Raw genomic sequence first — 12,657 nt, 5'->3', positions numbered from 1 at the left:
ATAACTCCATCTTCCGCACCCCTTGCCGGGTCGTGTCGGGGCTTGGCACGTCGTTTTCCGCAGCATGTGAGGTTTTTGCCGGGCGTGGGACGCGCACCGGTGCTGGTAGCGTCACGGCGTGGCCCAGCACTACTTCGACTCCGACCCGGACGCCGCGAGCCGTCCCTCCACCGCGGACCTGGTCCTGCCCGACCTGCACCTGCGCCTGCACACCGACCGCGGGGTGTTCTCCCCCGACAAGGTGGACCTGGGCACCCGGGTGCTGCTGGAGTCGGTCCCGGCCCCGCCCGAGGGCGGGCGGCTGCTGGACGTGGGCTGCGGCTACGGGCCGATCGCGCTGACGCTGGCCTCCCGTGCCCCCTCCGCACAGGTGCTGGGAGTGGACGTGAACGCCCGCGCGGTGGGCCTGGCCCGCCGCAACGCCGCCGAGCACGGCCTGGACAACGCCCGCTTCGCGGTCGTCACCCCCGAGGGGGAGCCCGCCGAGGAGGACGCGCCCGACCTGTCCGGCCCCTTCGACGCGATCTGGTCCAACCCGCCGATCCGGGTGGGCAAGGGCGTCCTGCACACCCTGCTGCGGGTGTGGCTGGGGCGGCTGTCGGAGCAGGGCGTCGCCCACCTGGTGGTGCAGCGCCACCTGGGCGCCGACTCCCTGCACAAGTGGCTGGTGGAGCAGGGGTTCCCGACCGAGCGCACCGCCTCCCGCGCGGGCTTCCGCGTCCTCGCCGTCCGCCGCGGCTGAACGCGGGCTCCTGCGGGCCACGCGCCGTCCGTATCCGTGAAGACCTCGGCCGCAGCCCGCCCGTGTACGGGAGGTTCGCGGCCACAGCCCGCCCGTATGCGGAAGGGCCATGATCGCGGGCCGTCCGTTGAGGGCGGCGGGAGGCGGGAGCGCCGCGGTGCGGCGGCGTGGGGACACCCACGGGCGGCGGGGAGGCCGTGAGCGAGAGGAGGCTCTTGTCCTCTTGTGTCCGGTCACACGTGCGTGTCCGGGTTCCGCCCGGTAACCTGGTGCGCACACCCGGTCCCGGGTGGCCGTCCACACACCGCCGAGGAACACACCGCAGTTGAGCACGCAGTTGCGCCCCACGGATGTCAAACGCCTGAACCGCCAGTGGCGCAGGAGCACCGAGGGACGCCTCGCCCTGATCGTCGAGTCGGTCACCCAGCCCTACAACCTGGGCTCGATCCTGCGCACCTGCGCGACCCTGGGCGTGGACCGCCTCTGGCTCGCCGGCAACAGCGCCGACCCGCTCGACCCCAAGGTCGGCAAGACCGCCCTGGGCACCGCCGCCAAGGTGGACCACGTCCGGGCGGGCTCCACCGCCGAGGCGCTGGCCGCCGCCCGCGCCGACGGCTATAAGGTGGTCGCCCTGGAACTGGCCTCGGGGGCCGTGCCGCTGCACGCCGCCCCGCTGGACGGCGACGTGTGCCTGGCCGTCGGCGCCGAGGACCACGGCTGCTCCCCCGCCCTGCTGGCGGGCGCGGACGCCGTCACCTACATTCCGCAGATCGGGCGGGTGGGATCGCTGAACGTGGCCGTGGCCACCGCGATCGCGCTCGCCGAGGCCCGCCGTCGCGAGTGGGCCTCCCTCGGTGGTGAGGCGGACGCTCCGGTCGGGAACTGAGCAGGTGGCGGGAACTTTCCCCCGCCGCCCTTCGTCTTTGATCGCGTAGCAGGTCTCCCACCTGTCACAGCCGTACCACAAACGGCATCACCCTGAGCGCATCAGCGCAGAGAGAGGAAAAGTGGACCCGTCCCGAAGTACCGGCAGCATCCCTGAGGGATGCTGTGGCCCTGAAACAGACGAGCCTCCTTCTCCCGGGGGCACGCGCCCTCGTAGAACCGTTCCCGGTGGCGCCGGGAACACTGCCCAGGCGGTGCGTGCCCGATGATGAGCACCGTTCTCAGTATCGGCCTGGGGATTCTGGTGGTCTTCCTGATCACCGTGGCGACGGGATACTTCGTCGCCCAGGAATTCGGCTACATGGCCGTGGACCGCTCCCGACTGCGGGCGCGGGCCTCGGCGGGTGACGCCGGCGCCAAGCGGGCGCTGGGCATCACCAACCGCACCTCGTTCATGCTCTCCGGTGCCCAGCTGGGCATCACGGTCACCGCGCTGCTCGTCGGCTACGTCGCCGAGCCGCTGATCGGCGAGGGCATCGGCGAACTCCTCGGCGGGGTCGGGGTGCCCACCGGCGTCGGCGTCGCCGTCGGCACCGTGCTGGCCCTGCTGTTCTCGACCGTCGTCCAGATGGTCTTCGGCGAGCTCTTCCCCAAGAACCTGGCCATCGCCCGGCCCGAGCCCGTGGCCCGCGCCCTGGCCCTGTCCACGGGGATCTACCTCAAGGTCTTCGGCCCGGTCATCTGGCTGTTCGACCAGGCGGCGATCCTGATCCTGAAGCTGGTCCGGATCGAGCCGGTGGAGGACGTCCAGCACGCGGCGACCCCGCGCGACCTGGAGAGCATCATCGCCGAGTCCAAGGAGAGCGGGGACCTGCCCGCGGAGCTGTCCACCCTGCTGGACCGCACCCTGGACTTCCACGAGAGCACGGCGGGGCACGCGATGATCCCGCGCCCCGAGGTGACCACGGTGGAGGAGGGCGACCCGGTCAGCCGGGTCGTGGAGCTCATGGCCTCCGACCACTCCCGCTTCCCGGTCCTGGGCGACGGCGTCGACGACATCGTGGGCGTCATCTGCCTGCGCGACGTGCTGGCGCTGGGCGACCGCGACCTGGAGCACGTCAAGGTCAGCGAGGTGGCCCGGCCCACCGTCATGGTGCCGGCGTCGCTGCCGCTGCCGGGCGTGCTCGACCAGCTGCGCGAGGCGAACGAGGAGTTCGCCTGCGTGGTGGACGAGTACGGCGGCCTGGCGGGCGTGATCACCACCGAGGACCTGGCCGAGGAGCTGGTCGGCGAGATCGCCGACGAGCACGCCCCGGAGGAGGAGGCCCCCGCCCACCTGGACGGTGAGGGCTCCTACCTGGTCCCGGGCGGGCTGCACATCGACGAGGTGGAGCGGCTGATCGAGCACGACCTGCCCGAGGGCGACTACGAGACGCTGGGCGGCCTGGTCATCCACGAGCTGCACCGGCTGCCGCAGGTGGGCGACACCATCGCCCTGCCGCTGCCGCGCCCGGTCAGCGCCCACGACGATGACCCCGACATGGCGCTGACCCTGCGGGTGTCCTCCGTCCAGCGGCACGTGCCGCACACCGTGGAGGTGCGCCTGCACGAGGCCGGCTCCGAGCAGGCCGAGGAGGCGCGCGCATGAGCGACATGAACATCTGGGTGGCGCTGGCGCTGACCGTCGCCATCATCGCGTTGAGCGCGTTCTTCGTCGCGATCGAGTTCGCGCTGGTGGCGGCCCGCCGCTACCGGCTCGAGGAGGAGGCCAAGACCAGCGCCTCGGCGCGGGCGGCCGTCAAGAGCGCCCGGGACCTGTCGCTGCTGCTGGCCGGCTCCCAGCTGGGGATCACGCTGTGCGCGCTGGCGCTGGGCGCGATCTCCAAGCCCGCGGTGCACCACCTGCTGGAGCCGCTGTTCGGCGGCCTGCCCAGCGCGGTGGGGTACGTGGTGTCGTTCGTGCTGTCGCTGATCGTGGTGACGTTCCTGCACCTGGTCGTGGGCGAGATGGCCCCCAAGTCGTGGGCGATCTCGCACCCGGAGAAGTCGGCGATCATGCTGGCGATCCCGATGCGGGTGTTCATGTGGTTCACCCGGCCGCTGCTGCTGGCCCTGAACGGGATGGCCAACTGGTGCCTGCACCGGTTCGGGGTCGAGGCCGTGGACGAGATGCACTCGGGCCACAACCCCGAGGACGTCCGCGAGCTGGTGGAGCACTCGGCCAAGGCCGGTGCGCTGGACTCCGAGCGCCGCGACCAGCTGGCCACGGCTCTGGAGGTCAACTCCCGTCCGCTGAGCGAGATCGTCACCCCCCGGGAGGAGATCGCCTCGGTGGGGCCCGACGACGGTGTGGAGGAGATCAAGCGGGTCTCCCGCGAGTCCTCGCACCTGCGCCTGGTGGTCATGGACGGCGGGGTGCCGGTGGGCGTGCTGCACGTGCGCGAGGCGCTGACGAGCCCGGCGGGGACGACCGCCGCGGACCTGATGCGCCCGGTGCTGACGCTGCCCGCGGGCACGCCGATGTACTCGGCGATGAGCACCATGCGGGAGAGCCGCAGCCACCTGTCCCTGGTGGAGGAGGACGGCGAGACCATCGGTCTGGTCACCCTCCAGGACATCCTGGACCGGCTGCTGCTGCTGGACACCGCCGCCTGAGGGTGAGCCCGAAGGGGGCCCGGGGTCGTACGACCCCGGGCCCCCTTTTTCCGTTCCGTCTCAGGGGCGCCGCCGGAGGGCGCAGTAGGCCGCCAGGGCCGCCGCGCCCGCGAGCGCCTGTGCCGCGAACAGCGTGCCGCTCCCCCCGGCGGTGAAGGCGAGGAGCGCGGGCAGGCAGCCGAGTGCGGCCAGGTCGGGGCCGGTCAGCGCCCACTGCACCGGACCGAGCGGCACCGGGCCCAGGGGCGTGTCCATGACGGGGGCCGTGTGCTCGACGGGGCGGCGCCGCGCCATCCGCAGGGCGCCCGCCGCCAGCGCGGGCGCGCACAGCGCCCCCAGCGGCCACAGGGGCGCGCCGGTGGCAGCGGTGCCCGGTCCCGCCAGGTCCAGGCCCGCCAGGGCGAGGGTCAGCCAGGCGCCGCCGAGCAGGGCGGGCGGCCCAGCACGCGCACGGTGCCCTCGGACCGCTGCAGCCCGGCCAGGCAGCGCAGCAGGGTGGTCTTCCCGGCGCCGTTGGCGCCCAGGACCGCGACCACCTCCCCGGGGGCGGCCGTGAGGTCGGCTCCGCGCAGGACCGGGACGCCGCCCGGTTCCACGCCCACGCCGCGGGCGATGACGGTGGGTTCGCTCACCGGTCCACTCTAGGTGCGCTCGGCGATGACGGCGACGGTGGTGCGGTGCACGGGGAAGGCGCCCCCGGCGGCGTCGATGGCGTCGCCCACGCCCTCCAGCAGGGCGTCCAGGACCGGGCGGGGCAACTGTGTGTACAGGCCGCCGGTGGGCAGCAGCTCCAGCCAGGCCTCGCGGGTGAAGTGCTCCCGGGTGGTGTGCCGCCACGGTTCGGGGGCGGCGAAGGCTCCGCTCGCGGTGAGGTCCGCGGCGACCCTGGAGGCCAGGTCGGTGTATCCCTCGGCGCCCGTGCGGCGCGGCATCGCGGGCAGGTCGGGCAGGACGCGCTCGTGGACGCGGGCGAAGTCCTCGGCCAGGTCGGCGGGCGGGTCCAGGGCGTTCCAGAACACGGCCAGGCGCCCGCCCGGGCGCAGCGCCGCGGCGGCGGCCGCCGGTCCGGCGACCGGGTCGACCCAGTGCCAGGCCTGGCCGCACACGACGGCGTCGAAGAGGCGTCCGGCCGGGTCCCAGTCCTCCAGGGCGGCGTTCTGGACGGCGAGGCCGCCGGCGCGGGCCAGGTCGGTCATCCGGGGGTCGGGGTCGATGCCCAGGACGCGGTGGCCGGCGGCGCGGAAGGGGCGGGCGGAGATCCCGGTGCCGCAGCCGACGTCGAGGACGTCCCGGGGTCCGGGGCCGGGCAGGACCCTCTCGACCAGGGCGGCGGGGTATCCGGGGCGGGCGCGGTCGTAGCGTGCGGCGTCGGTACCGAAGGAGACGGCGGTCCCCGGTGCGGGGCGGAACTCAGAAGTGGGCATGCGCCCACCTTAGTGGGCACATGCCCATTCTGGGAACCTGGTATCCCAGAAAAGAACGGGGAGAGGGGTGGGGCCGATGCCGACCGGGGTGGCCATCCGCGACGTGCGCGAACTGCTCTTCGACGCCGCCGAGCGCATCCTGGTCGGGTCCGGGCCCAGCGCGCTCACCAGCCGCGCCGTCACCGACACCGCCGGCTGCGCCAAGGGAGTGCTGCACCGCCACTTCGACGACTTCGACGACTTCCTCGCCGCGTTCGTGCTCGACCGCTCCCGGCGCCTGGACGCCCGCACCGCGCTGCTGCGCGACCGGGTCGGCCGGGGCGAGGTCGTCGACAACCTCACCGGCGCCCTCACCGACCTGTTCGACTCGATCGCGGTCGCGGTGGTCGCCCTGGTCACCTTCCGGGACGGCCTGCGCGCCCGGCTGCGCCGCGACCTCCCGGCCGGGGTCCCGGTGCTCACCGAGGCCGTGGACCGGATCGGCGCCTACCTGGCCGCCGAGCGGGACCTGGGCCGCCTGCGCCCCGACACCGACGTCGAGGCCCTGGCGCCCGCCCTCATCGGCACCGCCCACCTGCTGTTCGCCGACCGCACCGGGCGGCGGCCCGACCCCGGGGCCGTGCGGCGCGCGATCGCCGCGGCCGTGGGCGGGGCGCTCGCCCCCTGACCCCGGGCACGGCGGCCCCGGGCACGGCGAAGGGGGCGCCCCGTGCGGGACGCCCCCCGAGTACTGCGCGGTACGGGCTCAGACGGCCTTGGCGGTCAGCTTGACCTCGATGTTGCCGCGCGTGGCGCGGGAGTAGGGGCACATCTGGTGGGCGGCCTCGACCAGCTCCTCGGCCTTGGCCTGGTCGACACCGGGGATGGTGACGTCCAGCTCCACCGCGATGTCCAGGCCCTCATCGGACTTGCCCAGGCTGACGTGCGACTCGATGGTGGAGCCGTCGACGCTCGTCTTGTCCTTGCGGGCGACGGCCTTGAGCGCGCCGTGGAAGCACGCGGCGTAGCCGACGGCGAAGAGCTGCTCGGGGTTGGTGCCCGGGCCGTCGTCGCCGCCCATGCCCTTGGGCACGGACAGGTCGACGTCCAGACGGCCGTCGTCGGTGCGGCCGTGGCCCTTGCGGCCCTCGCCGGTGACGGTGGCCTGCGCGGTGTACATGACGTCGTATGCCATGGGTTCCTCTCCTTCGGCTCCCCGCGGAGCCTGTGGTGGCGTTCGTGGTGGCGTGCGGCGGTCGGTCCTCACCCGGTCCCGCAGGGCCGCCGGGCGGCCGCGTTCTCGACCGAGCGGGTGAGCTCGTCGAGGGTGGTGATGAGGTCGCGGACCCGGTCGGCGGGCTGCCCCGAGGCGCAGGTGAGCTGCTCGGGGATGCCCAGGGCCCGCTCCCGCATCGCGGCGCCGCGCTCGGTGAGCCCGATCTCGACGACCCGCTCGTCGGCGGCGCTGCGGGTGCGGGTGATCGCCCCGGCGGCCTCCAGCCGGCGCAGCAGCGGCGACAGGGTGCCCGAGTCCAGGTGCAGGACCCGGCTGAGCCCCTTGACGCTGAGGGTTCCGTGCTCCCACAGCGCGAGCATGACCAGGTACTGGGGGTAGGTCAGGCCCAGGTCGCCCAGCAGCTCCCGGTAGAGCCCGGTCAGGGCGCGGGAGGCGGCGTACAGGGAGAAGCACAGCTGGTTGTCCAGGGCGAGCGGGTCGTACTCGGTCTCGGCCACGGCTCTTCTCCTCCCCGTCCCGTCCTTCGGGTGCCGTCACACCGTAACAGAGATCGGTTGCCCACAACAAGATTGAGCACAAACATTTTTTCGCGCACGGAACCCCGGCGACGGGGCGGGCCCGCGGACCCGCCCCGCCCCCGCCCCTAGAGGAACCGGACCCCCTGGGCCAACGGCAGCTCACCGCCGAAGTTCACCGTGTTGGTGGCCCGGCGCATGTACGCCTTCCACGAGTCCGAACCCGACTCCCGACCGCCGCCGGTGTCCTTCTCCCCGCCGAACGCCCCGCCGATCTCCGCACCCGAGGTGCCGATGTTGACGTTGACGATCCCGCAGTCCGACCCCGCCGAGGACAGGAACCGCTCCGCCTCCTGCTGGTCGCGGGTGAAGATCGCCGAGGACAACCCCTGCGGCACCCCGTTGTGCAGCTCCACCGCCTCCTCCAGGGTGCGGTAGGCCAGCACGTACAGGATCGGCGCGAACGTCTCCCGGCGCACCACCTCGGTCTGCCCCGGCATCCGCACCACCGCGGGCTCCACGTAGTAGGCGTCCTTGGCGTCCTGCTCCAGCCGCCGCGCCCCGCCGACCAGCACCCGGCCCCCGTCGGCCTCGGCCCGGTCCAGGGCCTCGCGCATCGCCGTGTACCCGCGCTCGCCGATCAGCGGACCCACCAGCGTCTCCTCGGCGAACGGGTCGCCGATGCGCTCCTCCAGCTGCCGGTAGGCGGCCACGACCTTCTCCGCGACCTCCTCCACCACGTCCTCGTGCACGATGAGGCGGCGCAGGCTCGTGCAGCGCTGCCCGGCCGTGCCCGCCGCCGCGAACACACTGCCGCGCACCACCAGGTCCAGGTCGGCCGAGGGGGCCACCACGGCGGCGTTGTTGCCGCCCAGCTCCAGCAGGTACCGGCCCATCCGCGCCGCCACCCGCGGCGCCACCGCCCTGCCCATCGCCGTGGACCCGGTCGCCGACAGCAGCGCCACCCGCGCGTCGTCCACCAGGGCCTCGCCCACCGACCGGTCCCCCAGCACCACGCGGTGGACGTCGTCCGGCGCCCCGGTCTCCCGCGCGGCGCGCATCAGCAGCGCGTGGCAGGCCAGCGCCGTCAGCGGGGTCAGCTCCGAGGGCTTCCACACGACCGTGTCACCGCACACCAGGGCGATACAGGTGTTCCACGACCACACCGCCACCGGGAAGTTGAACGCCGTGATCACCCCGACCACGCCCAGCGGGTGCCAGGTCTCCATCAGCCGGTGCCCGGGCCGCTCCGAGGGCATGGTCCGCCCGTACAGCTGGCGCGACAGGCCCACCGCGAACTCGCAGACGTCGATCATCTCCTGGACCTCGCCCAGCGCCTCGGAGCGGATCTTGCCCGCCTCGATCGTCACCAGCTCGGCCAGGTCGCCCTTGTGCTCGCGCAGCAGCTCCCCCAGGCGGCGCACCAGCGCCCCGCGCACCGGGGCCGGGGTGTCCCGCCAGGCCGGGAAGGCGGCGTGCGCCGCCGCCACCGCCCGCTCGGCGGAGGCCGCCGTGTCGAACTCCACGGGGAACAGGATCCCCCCGGTGACGGGGGTCCGCGCGGTCCCGGCGGCGCCCACCGGCTCGCGCAGCCGGTCCACGCCGCACCGGGCCAGCGCCTCCCTGGCCAGCTCGGCGAGGTGTTCGGTGTCGGGGAGTCCGGAAGTGTGCATGTGCGACTCTCTTCGTCGAGAGGGGGCAGGACACTCAACACCCTGCCAAGTCCGGGGCCGCCGGTCCAGCCCCGCCGTCCAGGTTTCGCGGCGCGCCCGATCCCCGTACCCCGGGGCGCCCCCGCGCGGCGTTAGACTCGCGAGCGCCCATCCCCCGGCCGCACCGGCCGACTTCGAGACAGACAGCGATCCCGTGCACCACGACACCACCCCCGAAGAGGACCGCGCCGACCTCGACGTCCCCCGAAGGATCCTCGACCGCTCCGGTTTCGGAGCCGCCGACCCCCTCTTCGCCGCCGACCTCAACGACGCCGCCGACACCGAGGCGGCCCGCCAGGCCGTCGCCGCCCACGCCTCGCGGCTGTGGACCGAGGCCGCCCGCACCGACGTCGGGACGGTCGACGACCGCCCCCTGTACTGGGCCCGGCTGCGGCTGGCCGCCCGCCTGCGCACCTGGCGGCCCGCCTTCGACCTGGCCGAGGAGGACCGCGCCGGGCTCCTGCACCTGCTGGAGACCGCCTCGCGCGGCATCACCGAACTGCTCTTCCCGCCCGGCGAGCGCCTGCTGCGCATCGTCGTCACCGGGTTCGACCCCTTCCGCCTGGACGAGGACCCCGCCTGCGCCAACCCGTCGGGGGCCGCCGCCCTGGACCTGAACGGGTGGACCTTCCCCGTGGGCGGGCGCACCGCCGTGGTGCGCACCGCGGTCTTCCCCGTGCGCTGGGCCGACTTCGACGCGGGCCTGGTGGAGGAGGCCCTGGGCCGGGTCCACGGGGAGGCCGACGCCGTCCTCACCCTCAGCCGCGGCCGCCCCGACCGGTTCGACCTGGAGGTGTGGAACGGCGTGTGGCGCGGCGGCGGCACCGACAACCTGGGGGCGGCGCGCACCGGCCGGGCCCTGCCCCCGGACGCGCCCGAGTGGACCCGCTCCTCCCTGCCCGTGGAGGAGATCGCCGCCCGGGTCGGCGGACCGGTGGTGGTCAACACCGAGGTCACCGAGGTCCCCGCGGGCGGCGGCGAACCGGTCGTGCGCCCCGGCGGGCCCACACCGGGCTCGGCGGCCCGGCGCGGGGGCGGCGGCGACTACCTGTCCAACGAGATCGCCTACCGCAACACCCTGCTGCGCGACCGGGCCGGGTCCTCGATCCCGGCGGGGCACGTCCACCTGCCCCGCACCGGCTCCACCGGCGAGCACGCCCCGGTGCTGGCCCGGGTGCGCGAGATCGTCGCCGCGGTGGCCGCGACCCTGGTCTGAGCCGGAAAGAGGGAACGGCGGGCGCACGGCCGGAAAGGCCGCGCGCCCGCCGTGTCACCGGGCCGTGCCGGCCGTGGCCGGCCGGCGGGGGCACGTCAGTACGAGGACAGCGCCGTCAGGTACCAGGCCCCGTACAGGACCATGTAGATGATGCCGACCACGATCCCCACGCCGAACAGCACCCAGGAGATGATGGTGCACGTCTTGGCGGCCTTGGGGTTGCTGGTGGCCAGGGACGCGCCGATGACGCCCAGGATCAGGCCGATGAGGGCGAAGCCCCAGCACACGCACAGGCCGATGACGTTGGCGATGATCGCGCCGATGGCCGCGCCCATGCTGAAGGGCGGTTCCTGGGGCCCGTGGCCGCCCGGGGGCGGGTAGCCGCCGGGGCCGCCGGGCGGAGGCGGCGGGTAGCCGCCCGGTCCGCCGGGGGGCGGGGGATAGCCGCCGCCCGGAGGGGGATAGCCGCCGGTTCCTCCCGGAGGCGGGGGGAAGTATCCTCCGGTTCCGCCGTTGGGCGGCTGGCCGGGGCCTGGACCGTAGCTCATGAGTCCCTTTCGAAACAGATGCGTGGAGCGGACACCACGTTAAAGGGTGGGACGCCCGACCCGGGCCACGGGTTCGCCTCTTCGCGCTTGTTCACTCTCCTCCAAAATCATGACAGAGAGTATTCAATCGGGCGCGTTCTGATTATTGTTTCGGTGGCCCCTTCGATATGGTCCCCTCGTGCCTGTCACCTCGATTAGCCGAAAACTCGCCGTCACCGCCGTTCTGGGCCTGCTCCTGGTACCCGGCTGCCACGCCGCGGAACCGGCCCTGCCCTATGCCGAGGCGGTGCGCATACCACTCGACGCGTGGCCTGCGGTGCAGGTGGGAACGCGTTCGGTGGCCACCGACGCCGGCACGGTCGGGTACCGCTACCCGATCCTGGGGCCGGACCACCCGCTGACCACGGAGATCCACACCTCCATGGCCGAGCGCCAGACCGAATTCCTGGAGGACCTGCCCGAGAACGGCACGCCCGAACTGCTCCAGGACGCGACCGTGCTGGCCGCCTCGCCGAAGGTGGTGGGCGTCCGCGTCACCGAGACCGTCAAGGCCGGCGTCAACGAGACCTTCGGCGCCCGCACCCTGTGGTACGACGCCGAGCACGACACCGTCCTGCCCTGGACGTCGCTGTTCCGCGACGAGGAGGCCATCGAGAGCGCCCACCTGGCCCTGGCCGGCGTGCTGGAGGACGACTACGACATGCCGACCGAGCAACTGCCCGGCCTGGTCGGCGAGGTGGCGCTGCGCGCCGCCCAACAGGAGGAGGCCCCGGACTCCGGGCCCGGCGAGGCCGGGGTCGGCTCCGCACCGCCCTCCCCCGGCGCCACCGGCGAGGACACCGCCCCGCTGGACCTGTCCGACCCCGAGCAGGCGCTGCGCGCCGCCGAACTGTGGGAGGGCTCGCCCCTGGCCGACCTGGCCTTCAGCACCGCCGGCGGACTGGCGGTGCGCATGGAGCCGGGCGACGTGCCCGAGGCCGGGCGGGTCAGCGAGGTCCTGCTGCCGGTCCAGCCCGAGGACACCGAGGGCCTGCTGTCGGAGCTGGGCTACCACGCACGGGAGGCCGCCCTGTCCGGCGAGCCCGACTTCCCGCTGGACGGGGAGCTGTCGGCCGAGGGCGACAGCCTGGACTGCTCACGCCTCAAGTGCGTGGCGCTGACCTTCGACGACGGCCCGGGCGAGGACACCGAGCGGCTGCTGGACATGCTCGCCGAGTACGACGCCCGCGCCACGTTCTACGTGCTGGGCTCGCTCGTGGGCGAGTTCCCCGAGGTGGTGGAGCGCACCCACGCCGAGGGGCACGAGATGGGCAACCACTCCTGGAAGCACGACGACCTGGCGGGCAAGTCCGAGGCGGGGGTCGCCGACGACATCACGCGCACCAACGAGGCCGTACGGGCGATCACCGGCTCCGACCCGCTGACGATCCGCCCGCCCTACGGCTCGCTCAACGGGACCGTGCGCAAGGCCGTGGACCAGCCGCTGATCCTGTGGGACGTGGACACCATGGACTGGCAGAGCCGCGACACCGCCAAGGTGGCCGAGCACGCCCTGGAGCACACGACGGCGGGCAGCGTGGTGCTGTTCCACGACATCCACCCGAGCACGGTGGACGCCGTTCCCCAGGTACTGGAGGGGCTGCACCGGCAGGGCTACCACTTCGTGACCGTCACCGACCTGTTCGGCCTGGAGGCGCTGGCCCCGGGCGACGTCTTCACCGACGCCCGCGTGAACTGAGGGCGC

At 73.7% G+C, this 12,657-nt stretch carries 13 protein-coding genes and 1 pseudogene; 7 read left to right on the top strand and 7 right to left on the bottom strand.

Going from position 1 to position 12,657, the window contains the following annotated elements; genetic code table 11:
* Positions 1-118: 118 nt before the first annotated feature.
* The 4 genes from ACFVNO_RS14710 to ACFVNO_RS14695 all read left to right on the top strand — a co-directional run bounded on the left by ACFVNO_RS14710 (position 119) and on the right by ACFVNO_RS14695 (position 4,282).
* Positions 119-742, top strand: a complete 624-nt coding sequence (locus ACFVNO_RS14710; RefSeq protein ID WP_378892771.1) for a class I SAM-dependent methyltransferase — start codon at positions 119-121, stop codon at positions 740-742.
* A 325-nt stretch (positions 743-1,067) separates the two neighbouring features.
* Positions 1,068-1,628, top strand: coding sequence for a TrmH family RNA methyltransferase (locus tag ACFVNO_RS14705; protein ID WP_355261479.1), 561 nt, complete (start codon positions 1,068-1,070; stop codon positions 1,626-1,628).
* 264 nt (positions 1,629-1,892) lie between these two features.
* Positions 1,893-3,275, top strand: a complete 1,383-nt coding sequence (locus ACFVNO_RS14700; protein ID WP_355261482.1) for a hemolysin family protein — start codon at positions 1,893-1,895, stop codon at positions 3,273-3,275.
* A complete protein-coding gene (locus ACFVNO_RS14695) occupies positions 3,272-4,282 on the top strand; it encodes a hemolysin family protein (protein WP_220560930.1) in 1,011 nt (336 codons plus the stop codon). The genes ACFVNO_RS14700 and ACFVNO_RS14695 overlap by 4 nt, the downstream gene beginning before the upstream one ends.
* Before the next feature lie 60 nt (positions 4,283-4,342).
* Here ACFVNO_RS14695 and ACFVNO_RS14690 read toward each other — a convergent pair whose 3' ends face one another.
* The 3 genes and pseudogenes from ACFVNO_RS14690 to ACFVNO_RS14680 all read right to left on the bottom strand — a co-directional run bounded on the left by ACFVNO_RS14690 (position 4,343) and on the right by ACFVNO_RS14680 (position 5,706).
* Positions 4,343-4,537, bottom strand: coding sequence for a hypothetical protein (locus ACFVNO_RS14690; RefSeq protein ID WP_355261485.1), 195 nt, complete (start codon positions 4,535-4,537; stop codon positions 4,343-4,345).
* 188 nt (positions 4,538-4,725) lie between these two features.
* Positions 4,726-4,839 (bottom strand): annotated as a pseudogene (locus tag ACFVNO_RS14685) (ATP-binding cassette domain-containing protein); the annotation flags it as partial.
* Positions 4,840-4,923: 84 nt separating this feature from the next.
* On the bottom strand, positions 4,924-5,706 hold the full coding sequence (locus ACFVNO_RS14680; protein ID WP_378892766.1) for a class I SAM-dependent methyltransferase: 783 nt from the start codon (positions 5,704-5,706) through the stop codon (positions 4,924-4,926).
* Between the two features lie 76 nt (positions 5,707-5,782).
* Here ACFVNO_RS14680 and ACFVNO_RS14675 point away from each other — a divergent pair, with 76 nt between their 5' ends.
* Positions 5,783-6,373 (top strand): TetR/AcrR family transcriptional regulator, encoded by a 591-nt coding sequence (locus ACFVNO_RS14675; RefSeq protein ID WP_378892763.1) that lies wholly within the window; start codon positions 5,783-5,785, stop codon positions 6,371-6,373.
* 78 nt (positions 6,374-6,451) lie between these two features.
* Here ACFVNO_RS14675 and ACFVNO_RS14670 read toward each other — a convergent pair whose 3' ends face one another.
* From ACFVNO_RS14670 to ACFVNO_RS14660, 3 genes are all read right to left on the bottom strand, one after another.
* Entirely contained in the window at positions 6,452-6,880 is a 429-nt protein-coding gene (locus ACFVNO_RS14670; protein WP_355261494.1) for an organic hydroperoxide resistance protein, read from the bottom strand.
* A 68-nt stretch (positions 6,881-6,948) separates the two neighbouring features.
* Positions 6,949-7,419, bottom strand: coding sequence for a MarR family winged helix-turn-helix transcriptional regulator (locus tag ACFVNO_RS14665; RefSeq protein ID WP_220560924.1), 471 nt, complete (start codon positions 7,417-7,419; stop codon positions 6,949-6,951).
* 146 nt (positions 7,420-7,565) lie between these two features.
* Complete coding sequence (locus ACFVNO_RS14660) at positions 7,566-9,110, bottom strand: aldehyde dehydrogenase family protein (protein WP_378892758.1); 1,545 nt, start codon at positions 9,108-9,110, stop codon at positions 7,566-7,568.
* Between the two features lie 193 nt (positions 9,111-9,303).
* On the opposite strand from ACFVNO_RS14660, the gene ACFVNO_RS14655 reads away from it, so the two are divergent.
* Positions 9,304-10,365, top strand: coding sequence for a pyroglutamyl peptidase (locus tag ACFVNO_RS14655; protein WP_355261500.1), 1,062 nt, complete (start codon positions 9,304-9,306; stop codon positions 10,363-10,365).
* 95 nt (positions 10,366-10,460) lie between these two features.
* Here ACFVNO_RS14655 and ACFVNO_RS14650 read toward each other — a convergent pair whose 3' ends face one another.
* Complete coding sequence (locus ACFVNO_RS14650) at positions 10,461-10,700, bottom strand: hypothetical protein (RefSeq protein ID WP_220560921.1); 240 nt, start codon at positions 10,698-10,700, stop codon at positions 10,461-10,463.
* Positions 10,701-11,091: 391 nt separating this feature from the next.
* Between ACFVNO_RS14650 and ACFVNO_RS14645 the strand changes: the two genes are divergently transcribed.
* Positions 11,092-12,651 (top strand): polysaccharide deacetylase family protein, encoded by a 1,560-nt coding sequence (locus tag ACFVNO_RS14645; protein WP_355261503.1) that lies wholly within the window; start codon positions 11,092-11,094, stop codon positions 12,649-12,651.
* Positions 12,652-12,657: the final 6 nt, after the last annotated feature.

Source organism: Nocardiopsis sp. NPDC057823 (assembly GCF_042797335.1).
GTDB lineage: Bacteria > Actinomycetota > Actinomycetes > Streptosporangiales > Streptosporangiaceae > Nocardiopsis > Nocardiopsis changdeensis.
This window is presented reverse-complemented; position numbering and strand designations above follow the sequence as displayed.